We start from the raw sequence: 26,063 nt of genomic DNA, 5'->3' as shown, positions 1-26,063 counted from the left end.
AAATACTCTTTATTATATCATATTTCCACTTTTTTTCAGTAATTTTCTTTCTGCTGACACACTGTCCTATGCTATAATGTTTTTATGACGAACCAAGTATTATTAGACGGAGAGCGCATTGACCAGCTCTTTTCAACAGATGTAAAAATTATTCAAAATCGCGAGGTTTTCAGCTACTCCGTGGATAGCGTCCTCCTATCTCGCTTTCCAAAATTACCTAGCCACGGGCTGATTGTAGACCTTTGTAGTGGCAACGGGGCAGTAGGACTTTTTGCCTCCACCATGACAAAAGCACGGATTGTGCAGGTAGAAATTCAGGAACGATTGGCTGATATGAATCGCAGGTCTATCGCCCTCAATCAACTAGAGGAGCAAGTGTCGGTCATCAAGGACGATCTGAGTCACCTGACCCAGCACATGGAGCGTTCACAGGTGGACCTCATTCTCTGTAATCCTCCCTATTTCAAAGTCGATGAGCAATCCAATCTTAATGAAAGCCAGCATTATCTACTGGCTCGGCACGAAATCACGACTAATCTTGACGCTATCTGCCAAACTGCGCAACAAGTTTTGAAGTCAAATGGTCGTCTGGCTATGATCCATCGTCCAGACCGGTTTTTAGATATCCTAGAGACCATGAAAGGCTACAATTTGGCACCCAAACGGATTCAATTTGTCTATCCCAAGTCTAGTAAAGAAGCCAACATGCTCTTGATTGAGGCCATCAAAGATGGCTCCACACAAGGCTTGAAAATTCTACCACCCTTGGTTGTCCACAAAGAAAATGGCGATTATACAGATGAAATCCACGAGATTTACTATGGAAAATAAGGCCTATATGTACGTGGTCGAATGCGCAGACGGCAGCCTCTACACCGGCTATACCACAGACTTAGAGCGCCGCATTCGAACACACAATGCTGGAAAAGGGGCCAAATACACCAAAACCCGCCTCCCTGTCTCCCTTCTCTACTGGAAAGAATTTGACAGCAAAAACGCCGCCATGTCCGCCGAAGCTCTCTTTAAAAAGAAAACACGACAGGCTAAGTTAGCCTACATTCAAGAACACAAAAACAGGGAATAGCCCTGTTTTTTTAGTTGCACCTCGCCCTGAAAGGGTGCATATATATATTTCCAATATAAAATACGTAATAAACTCAATATCTTTTTGCACAAACTTAACAAGACCTTCTATCGATATATATCTATTTTAGAAAGTATACTATAATTTACATCGTAAGCGCTTACTTTTTGAAGTTTTAACTTTATGATTCCTTGATTGGAATACGGAGGATAGATATGACATTGAAAAAAATGCTCGTTTTAGGTGTGTCTAGCTTGTCATTGATTGCCTTGAACCAAGCCTTAGCCCAAGACATTCTCGCCGAAGAACATCAACCAGACCGAAGCGTCACCGCAGTTACCACTACAAAAGAAGGAGAGAAACCAGTTTCTACTGAAGGGACCTTGGCACCAGAAACCCTCTCTGAAACCACAGACGAGCCCTCTGACGTAAATGGGGGAGACAAAGATGGAGTTGATAAGGAAGAAGACAAACCCGCTTCTGCCGATGCGAAAAAAACTGAGCCGACTCCAACCGATTCAGCCACTGCTACTACCACAGATACTGCATCAAAACCAGCCGAGTCGGATAAAACTACTGAAGAAGTTATCGATGCCGAGCGAACTAGCAGCATCCGTCCTAAAGAAGTCAAATTCAAGACAAATGATGACATCTTGGATTGGCAACCAGATGCTCGTCCTGATGATGCTATCAACAAGGCCAGTGTGCCATTAGCCAAACGTGAAAAAGGAGAAATCATCAATCCGCTTGCATCTAAAGATGCGAAGGTGCAAGCTGTTTCGCTCATGAATTCAAAAAATAGCAACCACGCCTCTGTCGGTGGAGATGATTTCAAAACCTATGCCTTTGATTATTGGCAATATGTGGACAGCATGGTTTTCTGGGATGGACCCGTTCCTTCACCAGACGTCATCGATGCTGCTCACCGAAACGGAGTTCCCATTTACGGAACACTCTTCTTCAATTGGTCAGATAGCCAAGAAGACCAGGATAAAATCCTTGATTTTATAAAGGAAGACAGCGCCGGCTCTAAGACATTCCCAATTGCACGGAAAATCGTAGATATTGCAAAATATTATGGATTTGACGGCTACTTTATCAACCAGGAAACCAGCGGTTGGGGGCTAGCTGGCAAAGCTGAACAAATGCGCCAATTCATGCTCTACACTAAGGCTTATGCTAAAGAACAACACTATCCCATTGGTATCTCCTGGTATGATGCCATGTCCAATTCTGGTTACCGCAACCACATCAACGGTGTCAGCAAGGCAAATGATACCTTTGTCAAACCAGATGCAAATGGTGAGCTGCCATCTGACCACTTCTTTGTGAATTTCAACTGGAGTAAATCTACCAACAATGAAACCATCGAAACCATGAAAGAACACGGACGTAATCCTTACGATGCCTATGCTGGATTGGAACTACAAAAAAGTTCTTACAAAACCTACATTAACCGTGCAGCCTTGATTGGGAAAGATAAAAAAACACTTCTCTCGCTTGGACTCTATACTCCAGATTCTATTTTGGGGCGTTCAAAAGATGGAGCGGATTACCATGAACAAGAAGGGATTTTCTGGGTCGGCGAAGGTGGCAATCCAAAAACAGCCGATGATAGCCACGAATGGTCTGCTATCGCTCGCTTTGTCGGAGATAAAACTCCTATTACAAGCCCACTTTTCAACACCTATTTCAATACTGGCCATGGTAAACAATGGTTTGTAGATGGAAAAGTCAGCAAGAAAGATAGCTGGAATTACCGTTCTATTTCAGAAGTTTTGCCAACATGGCGCTGGTGGATTGAAGCTAAAAAATCCGCTCTCAAAGGAAAATATGACTTTGACGATGCCTTAAATGGGGGAAATTCAATCCAATTTAGTGGAAAATTGGAAGAAAATAACCGCAATGACATCATGCTCTACTCCACAAACTTTACGGCAACAGATAAGACCAAGTTAAAAATTGCCCTCAAAGGCGGCCAAGGGGCCAACCTAAAAGTAGCAGTCAGCACAGCCGCAGATTATGCCAAAAATAGCTTCAAAGAATTTACCCTCACTCCTGGCCAAGACTGGACTGCTAGTGTTGTCGACCTCTCTTCTCTCGCCAATCAAAAGATTTTCGCTATCAAGCTGATTATCGAAAATAAAGAAACAACAGAGGATTTCAATTTACATGTCGGACAATTGGCCATCTATGAAAATGACCAACAGCCCGCAGCACCTGCTAGCGCTAAAGTCAAAGACCAACGTCTCGTAAATGCACAAGAAGCCGAAGCCATTGTCCAAGTCACACCAAGTGAAAAGACAGCTTACTATGAAGTCTACCAACAATATGGTGACCAGTGGCAAATCCTCACCGCTTCATCCAACCCAACTATCTATCTTAGTAAGGTGACTCGCCCAGCAGACAGCAAAGGGATGAAACAAACACTAAAAGTCATCGCAGTTGGACAAAACGGTCAACGTTCCGAAGCCACTACATTTGACTTTGACTGGACCATGGAAACAGCTGATACCAGCCTGCCAAAACCACGCGCAGAAAATGTCGTCCTCGGCGCAGTTGTCACAGGTTCTTCTCACCCAACAACAGACGGTAGCGAACAAGAAACCTCTATGCTAAACGGTACCATTACCAGCAACTCTGACAAATGGTGTATTGACGCCTACCAAGCTCACGTAGACATCAAGTTAACCACAGTCCGCACTATCAAACGCTGGGTCGTTGAACACGCCGGTGCAGGAGGCGAATCTGTAGCTGACGGTAAGATGAACACGCGCGACTTCGACCTCTATTACAAAGATATGGAAACTGGCGAATGGAAACTAGCCCATAAAGTCCGCGGCAACAAAGACCATGTAACAGACGTCCGTCTAGACAAACCCATCACCGCTCAAGAATGGCGTTTGGATGTCGTCACTCGGGACAATGGCTCACCTTGGGGCGCAATCCGGATTTACAACTGGAAAATGTACGAAGAATTTGACGATGAATCCCTCAACATCCCAATGAGTCATGCCTACGCCAAAATCATGAAAGACAACAAATTGCAAGTTGCCTTTACCGATGTGAAAAAAGGCCTGACAGTCTCTCTTTACAAAGACCGACTCGGAACTCAAAAAGTGGCTTCGATGACGACAACGGAAGATGGTCGATTGGTTATGCCTGCCATTGATACTGAAAACTTGGGGGATTTGATTTACTACCGGACCAAGGAAGAAGGAAAAGAGGAAAGCAATATTTTAGCGATCCGCTTCAGAAAAAGTAAAGAAACTCCTACTCCTGTCAAACCGGACACCCCCAAAAATACCGTCACAGCCAAAACACTTGTCGACCCTGCGACACACGTCTCGGTCCGCGTCAGCGAAGAAGACAGTTCTACTATCAATAGCCTGCGTGTCCGTCCAATTTCAGACAAGGCAAGCCTGGCAAATATGGACTATGACCTGTACGATATTGAATTACTAGATAAGGACGATCAAGTCACCAACATCCAAAAACCTGCTTTGGTGCAGCTCCCGATTGACGAAGGAAAAACAGTCGCATCTGTCTTCTATCTCTCTGAAAATGGGGGAAAAATATCCTTGCCATTTACACAAGACGGACAAACACTGACCTTCTTTGCAGCTCATTTCAGCCAATATGGTATTGTCTATAAAACGGAGACTACGCGCACTCCAGCACAAGATACCCCTTCTGATAAAACAGATAAACCAGAAACAAAGACAACGCCACTCGCTATGAAACCTGCTGAAAAAGCTACGGTCAATCTGGTCACTTCTGAAAAAGAAAGCTTACCAAAAACAGGTAGCCAATCTAGCCTCCTCCTTTCTCTCTTAGGAGTTTTCCTCGGAATACTTGCCTTCCCCTTCAAGCGTAAAGCAGATTAGTTCACTCTCAAAGAAGTTAGAGAAAACTCTAGCTTCTTTTTAAGAAGGTGAACAAATACATATTTTATATACTTAAAAAGCAAAAATGTTCGCCATTTTAAAATAATATCTTGAATAATACCGCTTTATAGGTTATAATTGTTTGTGAACTACACTTTATCTCAAAATGGAGAAAATTATATGGAAAAACATTATCGTGTAAAATCCGCCCTAGCACTTAGTCTTTTAAGTCTCGGATTGATTGGTGCTGGTATTGCTGCCGACCAAGTCCCTGTTCAAATTTTAGGAGTCAATGACTTCCACGGAGTCCTAACTACAACAGGCAGCGCTTATCTGGAAAATGGACAAAAAGTATCTGGTGCAGGTACTGCAGCCCTTCTCTCCTCTTACCTCAATCAAGCTGAGGCTAACTTTTTAGCGACAAATGCTAACGGTACTTCCATTCGGGTACAGGCTGGTGATATGGTTGGAGCCAGCCCAGCCAACTCTGGTCTCCTGCAAGATGAACCAACCGTCAAACTATTCAACGCCATGAAATTCCAATACGGTACGCTTGGAAATCATGAATTCGATGAAGGACTAGATGAATTCCACCGTATCTTAACTGGCCAAGCTCCTACTCCAGGTCAATTTGGTTCTGTCGTAGATAGCTATCCACACGAAGCCAGCCAACAGACCATCGTCATTGCTAATGTGGTAGATGATAACGGAAATATGCCATTTGCTGACTGGAAACCATATGACATCAAGGAAATTCAAGTTGGAAACAGCACAGAAAAAATTGGTTTTATCGGTGTAGTAACAGGGGAAATTCCAAACCTCGTTCTGAAAAAACACTACGAAAATTATACCTTCCTCAACGAAGCTGAAACTATCGTCAAGTATTCCAAAGAATTACGCGACCAAGGCGTGAAGGCCATCGTTGTATTGGCTCACGTACCAGCAACTAGCTCAGCAGACCAAGCACAAGGTGAAATGGCTGCTATCATGCAAAATGTACAAGCCATGGACCCTGAAAACAGTGTGGATATTGTTTTCGCAGGACACAACCACATGTATACAAACGGAACAGTTGGCAACACCCGCATTGTGCAAGCAACCTCTCAAGGCAAAGCCTTTGCAAACGTGACTGGAACCATTGACACGACAACCCATGACTTTACTGCCGTACCAACTGCAGAAGTCAAAGCCGTTGACCCAAATGGTGGCTTGACACCTGATGCCACTATCCAAGCCATTGCCGATGATGCTGACGCTCGTATCAAGCCGGTAACAGAAGCTCGCATCGGTACTGCTACTCCAGCAAACACCATCAGTCGCGAAGTTGATAAAGATAAAGAATCTCCCGCTGGTAAGTTGATTACAACTGCTCAGTTAGAAATGGCACGACAGGCTGGTTTCGCAGCTGACTTTGCCATGACCAATAACGGTGGTATCCGTGCAGACCTTGATGTCCAGGCAGATGGTGCCATCACTTGGGGAGCTGCTCAAAAGGTGCAACCTTTTGGCAATATCCTGCAAATCGTGGATATGACAGGCCAAGATATCATCGATGTTCTCAACCAACAATACGATGAAGAGGAAAAATACTTCCTTCAAATCTCTGGACTTCACTACATCTATACAGACCAAGACAATCCTGCTCAACCATATAAAATCGCCAAGGTCTACAAAAGTGACGGTACAGAACTCGACCCTAACGCCAGCTATAAAGTGGTCATTAACGACTTCTTGTTTGGCGGAGGTGATGGCTTCAAGGGATTTGTTGGCAAAAACTTGGCTGGCGCGATTAGTTCTGACACTGAAACCTTTGTCAACTATATCAAAGACCTCGAAAGCAAAGGACATGCTGTTACTGTTCCTGCTCAAAAAGTGAAAACTTATATGACAGCTGATGAGGTGGCTAAGTTGGACAAAAAAGATACACCTCCAATTTCATCAAGCTCAACATCAACTTCTACTTCAACAAGTACATCGACATCGACTAGCACATCAACATCAACTTCATCAGCAGCAGATGATCCAGTTGAACCAAGTGTTTCTTCATCCAATCCAAATCAAACAAACAGCAGCAAAAACAAAAAAGTCTTGCCACGTACAGGACAAGAAGCCGTCACTATTTTGCCATTGATTGGTTTGAGCATTCTTTTAGGCATGATTTCTTTCAAGTCAGGCTCTAAAAAATCATAAGCCTACCATATAAAAAAACATCCACAATGCGCATTGTGGATGTTTTTATTTTACTAATGTAAAGGCACGGCATGCTAGCTCTTCAACCCCTTGAAATCCTAAACTTTGATAGAAAGTTGCTGTTTTTTCTGTCTGGTCTGTCAAGAGATGCACTTGGTATACCTCTGGATAGTTGGCCAAGCAAGCTTGGACCAACTGGCGACCAATCCCCTGCCTCTGATAAGCTGGTAAAACCAAGAGGTCCTGTATAAAAAGAATCGATGCCCCATCTCCAACCGCTCGTAATAGCCCCACCAATCTTTCTTGGTCAAAAACCGCAATCGTCAGCAATGAACGCTCTAGTGCTACTTCTAGCATCTGAGGATTTTTCGTATAATTTGTCCAGCCGACGCTTTCATACAAAGAAAGCACTTGGTTTACATTCAATATTGGATTGTAAGATACTTCCATGCTAATCTCCTTTTTCTATCGGCGACCACTTCCACCACAGGGCATGGTATTCATTCATTACAACTTCATACCATTGGTGGCAACGAAGACACTCTACTAGATAGGTATCCCCAAGTCCTCTTGCTCTTTTAGTAATACGAACATAGCCACCTGCTTCTAATTGTTCTGGGTCAAATTCGATTTCTTCTGGTAGAAATCGACAAGAACATAGTTCTGGAGAATCCCTTTGAAATTCGATTAACTTTACAGCTCGATCAATAAAACGCTGACTGGGCAATAATAATCCTCCAGATAATTTCAAAGATTTGATCTTCTCTAGGTAGGGGATAAAAAACTTCACTCTATTCGGATTTTGACTGAGACTATTGAGTGCACAAGCCCCTGACCACATAAGATGCTCATTTTTTGACAATAAATCATCTAGTATCTCTTGGTTGGTTTTCTGACTTTCTCTCATTTATTGCCTCCTTTTTCCATAATTATAGCACAAAAAACTCCCTCAGAAAGCATTCTCAGGGAGGAAGGTTTATTTATCGCCTTTGTTGCGGATCACAAAACCTGTTTTCTTTTCACTTGATGTGTTTTTATGTGGTTTCTTGTTGTCTTTGTGACGATTGTCTTTTTTGAAACGGTCACGGTCATCACGATCACGACGTTTGAAATCACGATCTCCGCGTCGACAGTCGCCACGGTAACCACCACGGTCGCGGTCATTACGGTCACGATTTCCACCGCGATCATTGCGTCGACCACCACCTTTGCCTTTGAAGCCGCCACCCGCTGGTTTGAATGGCAATGGACGTTCTTGAGCAATTTCAACTTTTTCTTGCATTTCAGGATCTTGAACTGTTAAGGTCAAGATGTACATAGCCAATTCTTCTGGTGAAAATTCAGCTGCTAATTCACGCGCATCCTTACCAAATTTTTCAAAATTTGTACGGATATTTTCATCTGCAAAATCACGTTCAATCTTCTTGAGTGCAACTTTTTTCTTGGCTTGGAAAGCATCCTCAGCAGTCGCTGGTTTCAAGCCCTTCATCCGTTTCTTCGTCGTATTTTCAATAATGGCCAAGTAACCCATCTCATTTGGTGAGACAAAGGTAATAGACTGACCAGACTGGCCTGCACGACCTGTACGACCAATACGGTGAACATAGCTTTCCGCTTCTTGTGGGATGTCATAGTTGTAGACATGAGTGACACCGGAAATGTCCAAGCCACGCGCTGCAACGTCCGTTGCTACCAATACATCAAGATTTCCATTTTTGAAGTCACGGAGAACACGGAGGCGTTTGTTTTGGTCCAAGTCACCATGGATACCTTCCGCACGGAAGCCACGGATTTTCAAACCACGTGTCAATTCATCCACACGGCGTTTTGTACGGCCAAAAACGATAGCCAATTCTGGTTGGTCCACATCCATGAGACGTGTCATGGTGTCAAATTTTTCACCTTCACGCACACGAATATAGTACTGGTCTACCAAGTCTGTCGTCAATTCCTTAGCAGCAATTTTAACATGCTCAGGCTCTTTCATAAATTGAACCCCGATACGTTTGATCACATCTGGCATCGTTGCCGAGAAGAGCAACGTTTGACGACTTTCTGGCACACGGCTAATAATAGCTTCGATGTCTTCCAAGAAGCCCATGTTGAGCATTTCATCCGCTTCATCCAAAATCAAGGTTTCGATATTGTCCAAACGAAGAGCCTTACGCTTAATCAAGTCAAGGAGCCGACCTGGCGTACCTACGACAATATGCGCTCCTGAACGAAGAGCTTTGATTTGTTTTTCAATGGACGAACCGCCATAGACAGAACGAACTTTAACACCTTTTGCACGACCAAAACGGAAGAGTTCTTCCTGTGATTGCACAGCTAATTCACGAGTTGGTGCAATGACCAAGGCTTGAATCGTTTGATTTTCAGTATTGATTTTTTCCAATGTTGGAAAGCCAAAGGCAGCTGTTTTACCAGTACCCGTTTGGGCTTGACCAATCACGTCTTTTCCTTCTAAAGCAAGTGGAATGGTTTGTTCTTGGATTGGTGATGGCTCTGTAAAGCCTGCGTTTTCGATTTCTGCCATCAATTCAGCAGATAAGTTTAATTCAGTAAATTTCAATGTATTTCCTTTTCTAAAAGACAGTGCGAAGCTGTCTCATCGCGCTTTATTCTGTCGTTCTTTCACAACTTATCTAGTGTAACACAAAGCAGCTTAAAAAGATAGGCAGAGCTATTTTTATTCCCATAAACACGCTTTCATTTGTTTTTCATTCAAATGGAGAAAATTTCACGACTTCTTTCCTACCTCCTTGAAACTGCAAAACTTGTATTGTGTCCTCTTTTTCTGTATAATAAAAGCCACAAAGGACCTGTAAGGAGAAATGCATGCAAGAGACCATATTTGGGGACTACAGATGGATTCATCTGGATATGGACAACCGTCCCGACCCTCAATCTATCCCCCAAGAAATCGACCATGAAATTCTGAACTACGCGCTAGATGAAAACGAGCGTGCCTTTATGGAATACACAGCCGACACGGACAGCTTAACTTTGGTATTCAATGTGCTTGATTTGGTGCAGGACGATGGTTATTATGAAACGGTTCCCATGACATTTGTCCTACGCGGAAAGCAAGTCATCTCCATGACCAATAAACGAAGTGCCTACGTCTACCAAATTTTAGCGGACTACCTGACAAGCCATCCAAATGTGTCTGCTAAGACCTTCCTTTTTGCAGGTTTGACACTTCTAACCAAAAAATATTTCCAAGCTGTAGACCAGATTGACCACGAAAAGGATGTCCTCAATCGCAAGCTCCGCCAGCAGACCAGTAAGAAAAAACTCCTTGCCATGTCTGACTTGGAAACGGGCTCTGTCTACCTGCTGGCAGCTTCCAATCAAAATGTCCTGCTCTTGGAACAACTGGAAAGCCACTATAGTCAGCGAAACAACAGCGATGTGGAAAAAGAACAGCTAACCGATGCCTTGATTGAAGCCCGTCAGTTGGTCAGTATGACCCAGCTCAATTCGCAAATCTTGGCACAGCTATCCTCCTCTTTCAATAACGTCCTGAACAACAATCTGAATGACAACTTGACCGCCCTCAACGTCATTTCCATCAATTTGGCTATTCTAGCCTGTATCACTGGATTCTTCGGAATGAATATTCCACTTCCCTTCACGGATAAAGAGCACACTTGGCTGTTCCTCTGTCTGATTTCCATTCTTATCTGGTTTACAGTCGCACGCCTGCTAATGAATTTTGTACGTAATAAACGATAAAAAAGCTGGAAATTTCCAGCTTTTTTTTTACATTTTTTCTTCTAAAGCTACGTCTGGGTACTTGTCTGCAAACCAGCGTAAAGCAAAGTCATTTTCAAAGAGGAAGACTGGCTGGTCAAAGCGGTCTTTTGCCAAGATATTACGGCTTGAAGACATGCGCTCATCCAAATCTTCTGGCTTAATCCAGCGAACTGTCTTTTTACCCATTGGTGTCATGACAACTTCAGCATTGTACTCGCCTTCCATGCGGTGTTTGAAGACTTCAAACTGCAATTGACCAACGGCACCAAGCATGTACTCGCCGGTTTGGTAATTTTTGTAGAGCTGGATAGCTCCTTCCTGAACCAATTGCTCAATCCCTTTGTGGAATGATTTTTGCTTCATGACGTTTTTTGCAGATACTTTCATGAAAATTTCCGGTGTAAAGGTTGGAAGTGGTTCAAATTCAAACTTGTTCTTACCAACAGTCAAGGTATCACCAACTTGGTAAGTCCCTGTATCGTAGACACCGATGATGTCTCCAGCCACAGCATTTTCCACATTTTCACGACTTTCTGCCATGAACTGGGTCACATTGGACAGCTTAGCGCCTTTTCCAGTACGAGGAAGATTGACACTCATACCGCGTTCAAATTCACCTGAAACAACACGCACAAAGGCGATACGGTCACGGTGACGTGGGTCCATGTTGGCTTGGATTTTAAAGACAAATCCTGAGAAATCTTGATTGAGCGGGTCAATCACTTGACCCTCTGTCGTCTTGTGCCCGTGCGGTTCTGGAGCAAATTCCAAGAAGGTGTCAAGGAAGGTCTGCACACCAAAGTTGGTAAGAGCTGACCCGAAGAAGACAGGAGTCAATTCGCCATTGAAGATAGCTTCTTGTGAAAACTCATTTCCCGCTTCTTGCAAAAGCTCGATATCTTCTAAAACTTGCGCATAGAATGGATTGCTTCCAAAAAGCTGATCCCCTTCTTCAATCGTTGCAAATCGTTCATCACCCTTGTAAAGTTCGAGGCGTTCATTATGCAAATCATAAAGTCCTTCAAAGGATTTCCCCATACCGATTGGCCAGTTCATTGGATAAGAAGCAATGCCGAGCACTTCTTCCAATTCTTCTAACAAATCAAGCGGCTCACGTCCGTCACGGTCCAATTTATTGATAAATGTAAAGATTGGGATGTTGCGGTGTTTGACAACTTCAAAGAGTTTTTTAGTTTGTGCCTCGATACCTTTTGCAGAGTCCACAACCATGACAGCCGCATCCACCGCCATAAGTGTGCGGTAAGTATCTTCTGAGAAGTCCTCGTGCCCTGGTGTGTCCAAGATATTCACACGTTTTCCAGCATAGTCAAACTGCATAACAGATGAGGTTACAGAGATACCACGTTGTTTTTCAATATCCATCCAGTCAGACTTGGCAAAGTTACCAGTCTTTTTCCCTTTGACAGTCCCAGCTTCACGGATTTCCCCACCAAAGTAGAGCAATTGCTCTGTAATCGTCGTTTTACCAGCATCCGGGTGAGAGATAATGGCAAAGGTACGGCGTTTTTTAATTTCGTCTTGTAATGTCATATTCTTTCCTTTTTCAACAATTTTCTATCTGTATTCTAATCTCGATTTTTACATTGGTTTACTCCTACAGCGTAAAAAAAGCAGAGCTAGTTCTCTAACTCTATTATTATACCCAATCTAGGGCTTTTTATCAATCGTTACCAGCTGAGAGCGGTAGGAACTTCTCTGAAAGAGAGCCACTGTCGGTGTCAGTAATAGCATAAACACTCCACTCACCAATAGCAAGTTCAAGAGTACATTTTTCGTATGTAAAATGGGAGTATCCGCCAAGAATCCGTAATTTCCATCGGTCAAAAGATTGACAAGCAGTAAAAAACTATTCAAGGAAATTGTCATTCGTCCCAGCCAGACCAGGTCTATCTCTTCAACGGTATCACTCGTTTTCAGATGCATGAGACTCAATGCAAATAATCCAAAATGACCTGTGAAAAAGAAAACATTGGTCAGGTGCAATAGTCGATGCGGATAAAGTGCAGGTACAAGCATAGCCAAGATTGAGCCGATAACCCCAATTAGCGCAAAGTAATCTTTAAATCGCCCTTTTGGTGAAAACAATAGGATAAACATGGCCATCCGACAGTGATAAAGCGGCAGTAATTCAGACAAAGGAAGACTGGCCCAGACAAACCAAGTATAGACTACTGCTAATTGCACCATCATACTGATGCGCCAAAATAATTTAAAACTTGTCTTCTGCCCCCATATGTGTACTCCGTAACCTATCAAGATAAGTAAAATAAGAGACAAAACTTGTAGTGTTAGTGGGAGATAAGGGAGTCCTGTACGGACAGGTGAGAAAAATGGATACATGGCTCAACTTTCATTTATGAAGGTATTCATATTATTATAACAAAAATTACTCAATTTAAGTTGACTTCTTTTATTGAACAATTATTAGAAGGGCGAGTTTAGCATGACTCTACTGCTTACTAGATAGTCAGGCGTTTTTCTGGTGCCATGTACATCTTGTCCCCTTTTTTAACACCAAAGGCATCATAAATTCCTTGAAATTGCGAACAGGGATATTGGCACGTAGTTCATAAGGCGAGTGCGCATCTGACTGCACTGAAAACTGACTAAATTCTTTGGTCGCTTTTTGGCGCCATACAGCTGCCCAAGATTGGAAGAACTCTTTGTAATTTAGATTTGCTTCTGTCTTCAAGGCTTCCAGTGCCACCATGACACCACCATTATCAGAGATGTTCTCAGCCAAGGTTTGTTGACCATTGACCTTACCACCAGTGACTTTTAGACCATCCCACTGAGCAACCATAGCCTTGGCTTTTTCTTTATAATTAGCCAAATCTTTTTCCGTCCACCAGTTGTGGAGATTGCCGTTTTCGTCAAACTTCATCCCGTTGATGTCAAAGGAATAGGAAATCTCGTGTCCGATAATACCCCCGATAGCGCCATAATTTTGGCTGATGGATTAGTTTTTATCGTAAAATGGTGCCTGAAGAATAGCTGCTGGAAAGACGATGGCATTGGCATTTGGATCATAATAGGCATTGACCGCATTGGCACTCATCTTCCACTCATCACGTTGATGTGGTTGGTTAAATCCTTCAAAATTTCGTTTTTGAGACAGGTATTTGTAGCGATAGTTATTTTCAAAGAACTAGCCTTACTATCAAATTGGTAGTCTCGATAGAGATTAGAGTAATCATCAGGATAGCCAATTAACAGCTTCATAGCATCCAATTTCTTGATGGCTTGCGCTTTTGTTTCTGGAGAAAGCCAATCGTTCTTTGTAATTCGTATTGGGTAAGGTGTGAGCCTTCCAAGACTTCGGTTGAGGCATCTGCTTTATTTTTAGACAAGTCTGTATGTTGCTCTTCCCATGATTTCATTTTAGGGAAAATTTCTTGTCGCGCCTTGATATCTTCGACACTTCTGAGGCAAGGAAGTATTTGGCTTTGAATCCTTCTGGGAACTGCTTGCCAGTCATGCTTTTTAGATTTTTTGGTGCGTTTTTCTTCATCTTTCAAAGTTGGGTTATTCCCAACGGTATGCCCGAGTGAGAAGTACTGTTCATTGACATGCTTGTCTACATCTGGGATACGTTGTACCCATGTTTGCTTCCGATTTGCGATTTGTCCACCTTTATCGCCTTCTATACCTGATGTGCTGGTGTCCATACCGATAAAGCTTGCGACTTCGTTGCGGTAGTCATTAACATATTGAAGGGCATACATACCACCCATTGAGTGGGCAAGGATATGGTAATCTTTCAAGCCAAGTTTGCTTAAGGCTGTATGGATTTCTTTACTTGTATTTTCCACCGTACGTGGGCTATCTGTCTGGTCACTGAGGCCATAACCAAGTGGTTCTACCACATTCAATTTGTACTTGTCACCCAAGCGATCGAGCAAATTCTTATAAGACCAGCGAGCAGATATTTCACCCAAACCTGGGAATACAACCAATGGAATCGTACCTTTACCAGCCACATAGACGTTCATTTTCTTTCCACCGACTTCAATCTTTTGACCGTATTCTTCAATTTTTTGTAGTTTGTATGATGTCACATCCACCATACCTTGTGCTTCTGCCATTTTTTTGATTTCTTCTTCAGTTGGCTCTTTTGCAGTTCCTTTTGCTGCATCCGCTGCTTCCTTAGCAGACATACTTTGTTTTGGTTGTTGATCTGACATAGAATGTTTTTGTGACTTTTGCCCATAAGCTGCCAACAAGGCACATGCCACAAGTAAAACAACTCCAGTTTGATAATGACGTTTCGTAATAAGCTTCCTCCTTTGATATGCTCCTAGTTTACAAGACCAATGTGAAACCTATGTGAAATACAAAAAAGAGAGTGGGACAAAAATCGTGATTTCGTAGAAATCGATTTTGTCTCACCTCCGCACAGTTGACTAGCTTCAAAGGTTCGGGGAACTTTTGAAGGTTGGAGATAGGGCTAACAAAGTTAGCCTCAAATATTCGAAATTGCTTGCGCAGCAAGGAATGAGAGCATTCAGTCAACCACTGCGTCAAACTGCTAAAATTATTAAAAATCAAGAGCCAAGGATTGAGTCCCAGTTTTTTCAAATCTATTAAAATTGAATCCAGAAATCCACTCCCTCTTCATAAGGTTGAAAATCAAAGGCATAGCCCTTCTTCCCAAGGAAAAATTTGACAATATAGAGGCCCATGTCCGAACCACCAAATTCGGAATTTCGACTTTGCTCCAAGCGATAAAGCGGTTCAAAGACCTTGCGCAGATTTTCGGGAGGAATGGGTGGGCATTGATTTTTAACAGATAATCTCCCATCAATCAAGGAAAGGCTAATCTTCCCACCATCGGGTGTAACATGCACTGCATTGGATAAGAGATTGGAGAAGACTTTTTCCAGCAAGGACTCGTTCAAATATTTATCACGGTCTTTATAGGGGCCGACATTGAGCACCATATTTTCAATGACCAAACGAAGACTGGTCAGAGGTGTCTTCAACTCATGCGAAGCTGCCCGCAAGACGGTAATCCGCTCTTCCTCCAATTGGATAATATACTCGTTTTCCTCTGCCAATGAGTCAATAGTTGCCAACAAACTTTCATACAATTCATTAATATGTTGCCCCAACATATTAAACTCATCCTGCCCCTTCACAGGGTAACGTTCCGAGCGATTGAGATGGGTCATCTCATCCGTCACCGCAACCATCTTACGGATAGGGCGAACGGTCAACCGATTATAGATGTAGGAAAAAATCAGCGAACAGATAATAGAAAATACCAAGGTGTAGGGCAGACTGCGGATAGTGGCCTGTCGCGCCTCTTTAATGGACGTCACATCTATCATCAGCTGCAGGGTCACAGATTGCCCCATGGCATTTTTTATCTTACGGATTTTTGAAATCACATATTCCGACTGCTGATAGGACTGAGGCAGAGCAATCTTCAAGTCACTCTTGACCTCTTCTGAATTTCCAATATCAATGACGGTTGTATTGCCAAAATAGTACTCTTCCTTGTCCATCTCAAGCATCACATTGACCACATGCTTTTGCGTGTAGGTCTCTGCAATCTTCATCATGACTTCCTTGGATTGGCCGTCCAGTCTAGCTGCCAAATCATCAATTCTCCGGACACTCTCAGCCTCTTTCATATCCGAGTAAATTCTTGGCATCAGGTAAAAAATTCCCGTATGAATGATGGCGATCAAGCACATGAATAGTAAGAGGGTGGACATGAATATCTTCGGAAATAGCTTAAGCTTGGTCATAGCGATAGCCCACTCCTTTCACCGTCTTCAAACAGTCTAGATGCAATTTTTTCGCAAATTCTTGATGTAGATATCAATCACGCGCTCGTATGACGCCTCAAAATCATCCCAGATAGCCGACAAGATTTGGTCACGGCTCAAGACCATCCGCGGATGGTCCACCAGGTAATGCAAGAGCTGAATTTCCTTTGTCGTCAGAGAGACCGCATCCCCGGCATAATAAGCCTGAAAAGAATCGAAATCAACACTAGCTTCCTTATATTGCCACAGCTGTCTATCCGGCGTTTCACAGCGGCGTAATAAATCCTCCACCTGCTTCAGGAGTATCAACAAGGAAAATGGTTTTTCGATAAAGTCATCCGCCAGCTCGTCAAAGGACGTAAACTGAACGTGCTCATCTGTCAAAGCCGTCAACCTCAAGACCGGCATCTGACTCACCTGACGAATGGTATTCAAGACTTCCAAACCATCTTTCTTGGGCATCATAATGTCCAAAATAGCCAGCGAGGCCTGGCCAAATTTCTCAATGGCTTCCTCACCATCCTTGGCGGTCAACACATGGTAACCACGATCGGTTAAAAAAGCCTCCAAGCCTCTCTTGTCGTCTTTTCATCCTCTGCAACTAGGATTGTATAGGTCATATTTCTCTAGTTCCTCCCATTTGGTCATTTCGCCATCAATGTTCTTTCAAATAAGTCATCGCAAGCTCCAACATTCGAATGGAACTGGCATAATGGTCCCCTATCAGATTGAAAACAGCATCCTCTGATAAGACACCGCAAGGAATATCCGAAAATTGGTCCGTCTGATTTAATAGTTCCACCGCTTTAAAGTAAGCTTCACTTCCATAAAAATCCTTTAATTTCTGATACTGACTCCGATTGGCCTCAAATTGATCAAGGACCCGCTCCAGCTCCTCAATAATCTGTGTGGATTCGTTTAAAATGGCTTCAAATGCACGAATGTCTTCTTCCATGATAGCCTCCTGGTTTTTATAGTTTTTGAACAAGTATCCCGCTTTCTTGTCCTCATTAATACCATAAGTTTTAAAAAAACTGACTCCCTTTTTGTAAGGGGAATCAGGCTCTGTAATGTCTCTATTCTTGTTCTAAACGAGCGACAATCTCTCCTAATTTCATAGAGTTGCTACCCTTAAGAAGGATTTGGTCCTGCGGTTGCAAGACAGATTTAATCTGCTTGTAGAGCTCTTCGAATTGGTCTTCTTGGTCATTCTTCTTGAAGAAATAAACCTTGCCAATTGGAAACATCTGACTAGACAATTGAGCCAAGTGTTCAATATCTTGTCCGTAAAAAATCACCGTATCCAAAGCTTCTGGGCTGAGACTCATGACAATCTGATTATGAAGGGCAACAGACTGCTTGCCCAATTCTTTCATATCCGCCAAAACAGCGATTTTCTTTCCGCCTTCATTGGCAGGAATGCTCGAAAATGTCTCCAAAATCAATTTCATGGCTGTTGGATTGGCATTGTAGACATCCGACAAAATATCAGCCCCATTATGCGCCTTTTTCCACTCCGTCCGATTTTTTGTCAATTGCAAATGAGCCAGAGCTTGGTAAATGTCTTGGTCCGCAACGCCCAATTGTTGACCAACATAGGCTGCTACCATAGCATTGATCGCATTGTACTTGCCCGTTACCGGAAGATAGATTTCATTTTCCAAGAAATTGGTCTTGAATGTCAAATGATCCTTGTACTCCACCAAGTCGCTTACTACTAGCGCAGCACCTTCACCAAAACGCACCACCTCTTGCTGCTTAGGTAGAAAGGCATCCACAATAGTATCAGCTGGCGCCACCAACAGGCCATCTTGTGGCATCCCGTCCGCGATTTGAAGTTTTCCCTGTGCAATCTTGTTGCGAGTACCGAAAAATTCCAAGTGCGCCTCTCCAATCAAGGTCACGACTCCGATGGCTGGCTTGGCAATAGTTGACAAGAGATGAATATCTCCCAAATGGTCTTGCCCCATCTCCAACACCAACATCTCTGTATCCTCAGGCATATGGAGGGCTGTATAAGGAAGGCCGATTTCATTGTTGTAATTTCCCTGCGTCTTGTAGGTTGGATAAGTGGTGGACAAGATATCAAAAATCATATCCTTGGTGGTTGTTTTCCCGTTTGAACCCGTCACAGCAATGACTTTTGCTGGCATTTTTTCCAAGTAATATTTGGCTAGCTTTTGCAAGGATTTCAAGCAATCATAGACCAAGATATGCGGACGGTCGCCCAAGTCAACTTCTGAGAGAGTTGCTACCGCACCATTTTCAAAGGCAGTATCAATAAAATCATGCCCGTCACGCTCGCCTCTCAGCGGAAGAAAAATGTCTCCAACCTGAATCTTGCGGCTATCAAACTCAATATTTCCCAAGGCAACATCTGGAAAGGCCGTCACATCATTGCGAGCACCGACAACCTCTGCCACTTCATGTAAACTTAACTTCATTCTATTTCTCCAAAAAGTCTGGACATTCGTCCAGACCCGATTGTATTCCAACCTTTTAAATCAAATGGCTTTCACGTTTTTCAAACATTTCTTGCGCCAAATCAACTAATTTTTCAATTAAGTCAGGATAGGCAAGACCCATATTTTCCCAAAGAAGTGGGTACATCGACCACTGGGTAAATCCTGGCATGGTATTAAGCTCGTTGAGGTAGACCTGACCGTCTTCTGTCAAGAAAAAGTCACAGCGAGAAAGACCGCATCCACCAATGGCACGAAAGGCGCTTGCTGCGTAGTCACGCATTTGATCCATGATTTTGCTGTCAATCTTGGCAGGAATATCCATGGTGATTTTGTTGTCAATGTACTTAGCTTGGTAATCGTAGAAGGCAACATCCTTGACCACTTCGCCGGCTTCTGTTGTCTTGACGTCTGAATTTCCCAAAATTCCCACCTCAATCTCGCGGGCCGTCACTCCTTGTTCAATGAGAATGCGGCTGTCGTATTTGAGGGCAAGGTCAATAGCATCACGCAATTCAGCTTCTGATGTAGCGCGTGAAATACCAACTGAAGAGCCCATATTGGCTGGTTTGACGAAGATTGGGAAGCTTAATTTTTCCAATGTTTCCGCAATAACCGCCTCTAGGTCTGCACCTTCTACATAGACCGTATAGGCTACTTGTGGGACACCAGCTGACTCCAATACGTGCTTGGTGGTAATCTTATCCATGGCTACACTCGAAGACAGAATATTGGTCCCAACATAGGGCATTTTCAAGACTTCAAGGAATCCTTGGATTGAGCCGTCTTCTCCCATAGGTCCATGAAGAACTGGAAAGACAACTGCTCCTTCTTCATAAATATCACTTGGTTTGATTTTTTGACTCAAAACAATAGAAGCATTGGTCATGAGTTTTTCATCCGCACTTGGGCAACTTGCAAATTCTTGGGTCTTAATAAAGTCACCAGTCTGCGTGATAAAGTAGGTTTTCACAAAGAATTTTTCATAGTTTACGGCGCGCATGACGCTCTCTGCCGAAAGGACAGAAACTTCTCGCTCAGCAGAACGTCCACCGTATAGCAGCACTAGAGTTTGTTTTGACATGAGTTTCTCTTTTCTATAAAATTCATTTCTATTATACACTAATTTGACCTAGAGCACTAGAAAAGAGAGTGGAACAAAAATCGTGATTTCGTAAAAATCGATTTTGTCGTTCCACCTCCGCACAGTTGATTAGCACTAAAGGTCTAGTAGATCTTTAGTGGTTGGAAATACAGCGAACAGAGTTAGCCACAAATATTCGAAATTGCTTGCGTAGCTAGTAATGAGAACATTCAGTCAACCTCTGCGCCAAATTATTAAACTAAAAACTTTTAAAAACCCTGGACTTTTGTCCCAGGGCCCTACAATTCTGTACGATTTTCGATGGCGCGAAGTAGGGTCACTTCGTCTGCGTATTCGATGTCCGCTCCGACAGCTAGACCACGCGCCAAGCGAGTGACCTTGATGCCAGCTGGTTTCAGTACTCGCGAGATGTACATGGCTGTCGCTTCACCATCTGCAGTCGCGTTGGTTGCAATGATGACTTCATCTACTTGACCATCCATGAGACGGGTAATGAGCGTCTTGAGATTGATGTCGTCTGGTCCGACTCCATTCATGGGGGAAATCAAGCCATGCAAGACATGGTATCGACCTCGGTATTCCTGGATATTTTCCATAGCCGACACATCCCGGCTATCTTCAACGACCAAAATCTTAGACGAATCGCGTGTCTGGTCTTGGCAAATACCGCATGGGTCTTGGTCCGTTAAATTTCCACAAATCGAACAATAGGACAATTCCCGCTTGGCAGCTAGGAGATTTTTGGCAAATTCATTGACCACATCGTCCTCCATACCAATGGTATAAAATGCTAGACGTGTCGCCGTTTTGATACCAATGCCGGGCAACTTCGAATAAGAGTCAATCAGCTTGGCAATAGGGGTTGGGTAGAGCATAGTTTTCCTTAATTTTTATAGAGTGAGTGATAGAGATTGACGATTTCTGTTACGATAGCTTTACTAGTCGCAGAGTTGAGATCTGTCAGATTTGGCAAAACAACTGAAACTGCAATCTTAGGATTGTCACTTGGTGCATAGGCTACGATGTTTGTATTGACCGCATCTAAAACTTGTCCGTTTACGTCAGTGACAAAGGTTTCGGCAGTACCAGTCTTGGCACTGATAGTAACAGCGGCTCCATTTGCAATCGCTCGACCTGTTGTAAAACCACTTGTTCCGTTAACAACTTGATAGAAACCTTCCTTAATAGTCGCCATATCTTCCGCCGAAATTCCGACCTGATTGAGCTCTTTACCAGTTACCGTAGAGATCTGATTGCCAAGGCTACCGTCTTCTTTGTTGTCATAGACTCCTTGCACCAAATGCGGGGCAATCCGTTTGCCATCATTGGCAACTGTCGCTGCATACTGGGCCATTTGCATCGGAGTATAGTTGTCAAACTGACCGAATGCATTGGTAAGATAATTGGAAATGCTGAATTCTTCTGGAGCGATACCTATTGACTCATTTGGTAAGTCGATACCTGTAGACGCACCTAGCCCAAATTCTTTGAAGGTCGCCCGCAATTTCTTCATGGCTTCTGTCGTTTGGTCATTTTCCGCCAAGGTCATACCATAAGCATAGGGCTGACCGGCCATTTTAAGTGCCAATTGCACCATATAGGTATTGGATGAATATTGCAGGGCTTGAACAGCTGTAATGTTTTGATTGCCATAAGCTGTAAACCAAGAGTTAATCGGTGTTGAACCTGCAAACTGAATTGGCTGGTCTGTCAGAACTTGATTCCCCGTGATGACACCATTTTCCCATCCTGATGCAATGGTTGCCCCTTTGACAATCGAACCGGGGACAAAGACATTGGCAATGGTTCCAAGTGCATCTTCCGAGACTTCATTGGTCTTTATGTCGTGCTTGTAGCCTGCCATAGCCAAGACATCGCCCGTATTTGGCTTTAGGACAACGGCATAGACACCGTTGGAATAACGGGCACTGCCTGTCGACAATTCCGCGTCAAAATGTCTTTTCAGAATCGCATTGACCCCATCCTGGAATTTCAAGTCCAGCGTTAACTTAATGTTATTGCCTTTTTGTCCCTCCTGGATGGTTTTGATTTGGTCTACTTTTCCATTTTTGTCCAATAAAATATCTTGAATTTGGTGCTTACCTTGCAAGACTTCTTCGTATTGCTTTTCTAGGTAAGCTGTTCCGACACGATCATTGAGGGCATAGCCTTTTTTCAGGTATTCAGCTGCATCTTCCTGAGGCAATCCTGCCTGCTCAGTCGTCACTGTCCCGATGATAGAAGCCAAGGATGTATCTTTGATCACCCGGTTCCAGTTGCTAGTTGTTGAAATACCCGATAGATTTTTTTCATTGGCAGCAATGAGGGCAATCTGCTCGGCTGTCAAGGGCTCCGTCACCAAGTGCACCGTTTCAAAATAACCAGCCGCATTCATTTGAGAAAAGAGTTCGATGACCTTATTTTCATCTTCAGAAAAATTTAACTGCTCTGGCTTCAAACTCGCAACGGCATTGGCATAAATGGTTGACTCATTGAGGTAGTTACCCACTGTATCAAATTTTTTCTTCTTAGGAAGCTTGGACACCACATCTCGATAGGTTTCTGCATCCGCCAAGTAATAATCTGCACGGTCCCGCTCTGAGTTAGAGACATTGGTTACCGTCACATAGCTGATTAAACTTTGCGCGATTTTTTTAATCTGACCCGCTGTCATAGTATTGGACCGCGTAAAGGCCACCACTTGCTCCACCTGATTGTCCACTAGCGCTACACCCTTGGCATCGTAAATCTGTCCTCGAACAGAACTCGTGGTAATGGTTTTCTTGCTAGCTTTCGCCAGTTTATTAGTATAAAAATCCTGATTAACAATCTGCATATAGGCTAATCGAGCAATCAAGGTTGTAAACAAGAGAACCACTACGGAAAACAAAATATAGAGTCTTCTTGGGATATGATTGCACAACTTATTGGCTGCTGGTTTCTTTTTCGTCACTTTCAAGACCTCTTTCTGGAAATTCTTTTTTATTATAACACAGGAGAGACCTTTTTTCCTGACCTAGGTAAAGCTTTCCTGAGAAAGTTGACCATTGTCTATTTGCCAGATTTTTTCCATATCAAGAACCAGCACTTTCATAGGCAGACAAACCTTTATTCCACAGGGCAATGGACAAGGTCAAGCAAATCACTGCCGCCATGACCAAGCCTCCCAAACGAAAGAGCCCTGCTTCTCCCGTCAGAAAATAAGCTGCTGGATAGTAGGCTGTAAAGGCAAAGGGCAGGACAAAGCTGATGACATAGCGTAAAAAAGAATGGTAAATAGCAAGAGGGTACTTGGCGAAATCATTAAACATGTAGAAAATATAAGTCACCGCACCCGACTGCTTGGTCCAAAAAGAAATACTAGCCGTCGCAATCTTCAAAGCCGTATAAATAGCTGTCGCAAATGGCAATGTTACTACAAATAAGAGGACCTTGCTAGCAGTCCAATCCATGCTAGAAGCACTCGTCACTAATAGAAGAATCCCGACGAGCAATTCTCCCAAAGCATCCACCTGAAAGGTTTCCACCAGGACATGAAATAGAGGATTTAGCGGGCGAGTTAAGTATTTATCAAACTCTCCTTTTCGAACCAAACGCTGACCCACAGCCCATAAATTATCAAAGAAAAGGTGGTCAATCCCTTTTGGCAACAAAGAATAACCATAAATAAAAGCAATCTGACCGAAGCTCCATCCTTGCAAATTGGGAATATGGGCAAAGAGCACCCTCAAAAAGAGAATATTGAGTCCCTGCGTCAAAAAGACACCCAAGACACCAATGATAAAGTCAACCTTGTACTCCATCAGCTGCTTGAGGTATTGCTTGATAAACAAAGCATGTAAGCGTCCTAAACGTCTCATCTCACCCTCCTTGCACGGTCAAGTGCCCCTGAACAGCTCGCCAAACCAATTGAGACAAGCCGATAAAAAAGACCAACCAGAATAATTGTAAACCCAAGGCACCAAGCGTCTCGTGAGCATTGTACTTGCCGATAAACATCATAACCGGGGCGTAAACCAGCGATGAAAATGGCAAAAAGGACAATATTTTACTCACCAAACTTGGGAAAAAAGCCAGTGGAATCAAGCTTCCTGACAAAAATGCCACCACTGAATTTTTCAATAAATTGGAACCCCAAAGATTTTTAAAAACAAAAGCCGTAAAACCAAAGCAGATATTGAAATAAAAGTTCATCAGATAAGCCATGATAAGACTGATCAAATACACCAGCAAGTGCGCTAGCACCTGAAATACACTCTGACCTTGATAAATCTGTAGAATTCCCACACCCAGTAAAAATGGCAAGCCGACGGATAAAAAGACCATGACCTTAAAACCTAACTCTGTAAATAGATAAGACATGGCAAAATGAACAGGCCGCAGCAAGCGCATGACAATGGACCCATCTTTAACCTCATCTCCAATCATAAAAGAGGCATCTGACTTGGTTAAGAGATTGGTCAGAAAGCCGATAATGATATAGAAAGTCATGTCCGATAGGGTAAAGTCATGTAGCACTGGATTGGCTGACGAGTCAAAAACAGCCTTCCACAGGTAAAAAGCGACAAATGCACCAATCACATCTCCCAAGCGATAGAGGAAAAAATTGACCCGATAGGTAATCATTTCCTGAATGCCTGCTCGCACAAAAGGGCGATAACGATACCAAAAGGTCTTCATCTTACAACTCCTTTCGATAAAAGCGTCGGATAATGTCCTCCATATCCGCCTCCTTGATAGCCACGTCTCTGATATGAAGCTGAGCCATCGTTTTTTGAATGAGGTCTGCCGTCTGATAGCGCGTGGTGTCGTACTGCACTGTCAAATGATTGCTGTCTTGCTTCACAACGATATCCGTCAAGCCTTCGTAGGATAGTTTTTTCTGCGCTTGTCCTGGTGCCAAGTCAAATTCCAGCGTATGCATTTTCCCAAACGTTGTCTTTAATTGGTCAACAGTTCCGTCAAAAATCTCTTGCCCCTTATCAATCATAAAAATCCGATCACACAGATTTTCAATATCGCTCAAGTCATGAGTGGTCAAAATGATCGTCGTTTCTTCCTCTTTGTTAATCTGAGAAATAGCCTTTCTGATATTGTCTTTCACAGCCACGTCAAGGCCAATGGTCGGCTCATCGAGAAACAAAACCTTGGGCTGATGAAGCAGAGAGGCTGCAATATCTGCCCGCATCCGTTGACCAAGAGACAAGGTCCGAACAGGATCCTTGATAAATTCGTTTAATTCCAGTGTTTCATTTAAAAAATCCATCCGTTTTCTAAATTCCTTCTCAGGCACCTGGTAAATTTCTTTCAAGACGGTATAGGTCTCTTGCAAGGCCAAGTCCCACCACAACTGCGTTCGCTGACCAAACACTACACCAATATCCTTAACATAGTCTTGGCGATTTTCCTGGGGAATTTTACCGTTGATTTGGCAAAGACCTGAACTCGGTGTCAGAATGCCTGTCAACATCTTGATAGTGGTTGATTTGCCCGCACCATTTGCCCCGATAAAGCCCATGATTTGCCCTTTAGGCACATCAAAACTAAGGTCTTTCACGGCTTCAAAGATCTGATACTCTGGCTTCACCAAGGATTTCATAGCTCCTAGTAAACCAGGTTCTTTGATTGTCTTCTTAAAATTCTTTTGCACATGCGATACATGGATCATTGCCATACGAATCGCCCTCCCTATCTCCCATGATCAAGTCTTAATGAATCTCATTATAACAAGTTAGCAGTCTATATGCAAACGTTTTCTTAAGAAATTAGAAAAAGAAGCCC

General features: G+C 43.2%; 22 protein-coding genes and 1 pseudogene. 5 read left to right on the top strand and 18 right to left on the bottom strand.

Annotated elements, in window-relative coordinates; translation table 11 throughout:
- Window positions 1-84: 84 nt before the first annotated feature.
- The 4 genes from J2T50_RS00625 to J2T50_RS00610 all read left to right on the top strand — a co-directional run bounded on the left by J2T50_RS00625 (window position 85) and on the right by J2T50_RS00610 (window position 7,161).
- Complete coding sequence (locus J2T50_RS00625; RefSeq protein ID WP_253362613.1) at window positions 85-831, top strand: tRNA1(Val) (adenine(37)-N6)-methyltransferase; 747 nt, start codon at window positions 85-87, stop codon at window positions 829-831.
- Entirely contained in the window at window positions 821-1,084 is a 264-nt protein-coding gene (locus J2T50_RS00620) for a GIY-YIG nuclease family protein (protein WP_253363283.1), read from the top strand. Before J2T50_RS00625 ends, J2T50_RS00620 begins: the two co-directional genes overlap by 11 nt.
- A 215-nt stretch (window positions 1,085-1,299) precedes the next feature.
- The gene (locus tag J2T50_RS00615) at window positions 1,300-4,971 is read left to right on the top strand and encodes an endo-beta-N-acetylglucosaminidase (protein ID WP_253362611.1); all 3,672 of its coding nucleotides are present in this window, start codon (window positions 1,300-1,302) and stop codon (window positions 4,969-4,971) included.
- A gap of 180 nt (window positions 4,972-5,151) precedes the next feature.
- A complete protein-coding gene (locus tag J2T50_RS00610; protein ID WP_253362609.1) occupies window positions 5,152-7,161 on the top strand; it encodes a 5'-nucleotidase C-terminal domain-containing protein in 2,010 nt (669 codons plus the stop codon).
- 45 nt (window positions 7,162-7,206) lie between these two features.
- Here the strand turns inward: J2T50_RS00610 and J2T50_RS00605 are convergent, their stop codons facing one another.
- From J2T50_RS00605 to cshA, 3 genes are all read right to left on the bottom strand, one after another.
- Complete coding sequence (locus J2T50_RS00605) at window positions 7,207-7,611, bottom strand: GNAT family N-acetyltransferase (protein ID WP_253362607.1); 405 nt, start codon at window positions 7,609-7,611, stop codon at window positions 7,207-7,209.
- 1 nt (window position 7,612) lies between these two features.
- Complete coding sequence (locus tag J2T50_RS00600) at window positions 7,613-8,068, bottom strand: hypothetical protein (RefSeq protein WP_253362605.1); 456 nt, start codon at window positions 8,066-8,068, stop codon at window positions 7,613-7,615.
- 69 nt (window positions 8,069-8,137) lie between these two features.
- Window positions 8,138-9,733 (bottom strand): degradosome RNA helicase CshA, encoded by a 1,596-nt coding sequence (gene cshA / locus J2T50_RS00595; protein WP_253362603.1) that lies wholly within the window; start codon window positions 9,731-9,733, stop codon window positions 8,138-8,140.
- A gap of 266 nt (window positions 9,734-9,999) precedes the next feature.
- Here cshA and J2T50_RS00590 point away from each other — a divergent pair, with 266 nt between their 5' ends.
- Window positions 10,000-10,899: a magnesium transporter CorA family protein gene (locus J2T50_RS00590; RefSeq protein WP_253362601.1), complete on the top strand. Its 900-nt coding sequence runs from the start codon at window positions 10,000-10,002 to the stop codon at window positions 10,897-10,899.
- Window positions 10,900-10,926: 27 nt separating this feature from the next.
- Here J2T50_RS00590 and J2T50_RS00585 read toward each other — a convergent pair whose 3' ends face one another.
- The 15 genes and pseudogenes from J2T50_RS00585 to J2T50_RS00515 all read right to left on the bottom strand — a co-directional run bounded on the left by J2T50_RS00585 (window position 10,927) and on the right by J2T50_RS00515 (window position 25,956).
- On the bottom strand, window positions 10,927-12,471 hold the full coding sequence (locus J2T50_RS00585) for a peptide chain release factor 3 (protein WP_253362599.1): 1,545 nt from the start codon (window positions 12,469-12,471) through the stop codon (window positions 10,927-10,929).
- Window positions 12,472-12,588: 117 nt separating this feature from the next.
- On the bottom strand, window positions 12,589-13,281 hold the full coding sequence (locus J2T50_RS00580) for a TMEM164 family acyltransferase (RefSeq protein ID WP_253362597.1): 693 nt from the start codon (window positions 13,279-13,281) through the stop codon (window positions 12,589-12,591).
- A gap of 127 nt (window positions 13,282-13,408) precedes the next feature.
- Window positions 13,409-13,999, bottom strand: a pseudogene (locus tag J2T50_RS00575) (M13-type metalloendopeptidase).
- A complete protein-coding gene (locus J2T50_RS00570; RefSeq protein WP_354279936.1) occupies window positions 13,996-14,226 on the bottom strand; it encodes a hypothetical protein in 231 nt (76 codons plus the stop codon). The pseudogene J2T50_RS00575 and the gene J2T50_RS00570 overlap by 4 nt, the downstream one beginning before the upstream one ends.
- On the bottom strand, window positions 14,160-15,125 hold the full coding sequence (locus tag J2T50_RS00565) for an alpha/beta fold hydrolase (RefSeq protein ID WP_253362593.1): 966 nt from the start codon (window positions 15,123-15,125) through the stop codon (window positions 14,160-14,162). Before J2T50_RS00565 ends, J2T50_RS00570 begins: the two co-directional genes overlap by 67 nt.
- Before the next feature lie 399 nt (window positions 15,126-15,524).
- The gene (locus J2T50_RS00560; protein ID WP_253362591.1) at window positions 15,525-16,598 is read right to left on the bottom strand and encodes a HAMP domain-containing sensor histidine kinase; all 1,074 of its coding nucleotides are present in this window, start codon (window positions 16,596-16,598) and stop codon (window positions 15,525-15,527) included.
- 132 nt (window positions 16,599-16,730) lie between these two features.
- Window positions 16,731-17,285, bottom strand: a complete 555-nt coding sequence (locus tag J2T50_RS00555; RefSeq protein WP_253362589.1) for a response regulator transcription factor — start codon at window positions 17,283-17,285, stop codon at window positions 16,731-16,733.
- 85 nt (window positions 17,286-17,370) lie between these two features.
- A complete protein-coding gene (locus J2T50_RS00550) occupies window positions 17,371-17,670 on the bottom strand; it encodes a DUF4298 domain-containing protein (protein WP_253362587.1) in 300 nt (99 codons plus the stop codon).
- 121 nt (window positions 17,671-17,791) lie between these two features.
- Window positions 17,792-19,159, bottom strand: coding sequence for a UDP-N-acetylmuramoyl-tripeptide--D-alanyl-D-alanine ligase (locus J2T50_RS00545; RefSeq protein ID WP_253362585.1), 1,368 nt, complete (start codon window positions 19,157-19,159; stop codon window positions 17,792-17,794).
- Between the two features lie 55 nt (window positions 19,160-19,214).
- Window positions 19,215-20,261 carry a D-alanine--D-alanine ligase gene (locus tag J2T50_RS00540; protein ID WP_253362583.1) on the bottom strand — a complete coding sequence of 349 codons (1,047 nt, stop codon included), beginning with the start codon at window positions 20,259-20,261 and terminating at the stop codon, window positions 19,215-19,217.
- Window positions 20,262-20,560: 299 nt separating this feature from the next.
- Window positions 20,561-21,157 carry a recombination mediator RecR gene (gene recR / locus J2T50_RS00535; protein WP_253362581.1) on the bottom strand — a complete coding sequence of 199 codons (597 nt, stop codon included), beginning with the start codon at window positions 21,155-21,157 and terminating at the stop codon, window positions 20,561-20,563.
- 8 nt (window positions 21,158-21,165) lie between these two features.
- On the bottom strand, window positions 21,166-23,241 hold the full coding sequence (gene pbp2b, locus J2T50_RS00530) for a penicillin-binding protein PBP2B (RefSeq protein WP_301282782.1): 2,076 nt from the start codon (window positions 23,239-23,241) through the stop codon (window positions 21,166-21,168).
- 115 nt (window positions 23,242-23,356) lie between these two features.
- On the bottom strand, window positions 23,357-24,142 hold the full coding sequence (locus J2T50_RS00525; protein WP_253362577.1) for an ABC transporter permease: 786 nt from the start codon (window positions 24,140-24,142) through the stop codon (window positions 23,357-23,359).
- Between the two features lies 1 nt (window position 24,143).
- A complete protein-coding gene (locus tag J2T50_RS00520; protein ID WP_253362576.1) occupies window positions 24,144-24,962 on the bottom strand; it encodes an ABC transporter permease in 819 nt (272 codons plus the stop codon).
- Window position 24,963: 1 nt separating this feature from the next.
- Window positions 24,964-25,956 carry an ABC transporter ATP-binding protein gene (locus J2T50_RS00515; RefSeq protein WP_253362575.1) on the bottom strand — a complete coding sequence of 331 codons (993 nt, stop codon included), beginning with the start codon at window positions 25,954-25,956 and terminating at the stop codon, window positions 24,964-24,966.
- Window positions 25,957-26,063: the final 107 nt, after the last annotated feature.

Source organism: Streptococcus gallinaceus, assembly GCF_024170225.1.
GTDB lineage: Bacteria > Bacillota > Bacilli > Lactobacillales > Streptococcaceae > Streptococcus > Streptococcus gallinaceus.
The sequence above is the reverse complement of the archived record's forward strand: the minus strand, read 5'-3'. Positions and strand labels throughout refer to the sequence as shown.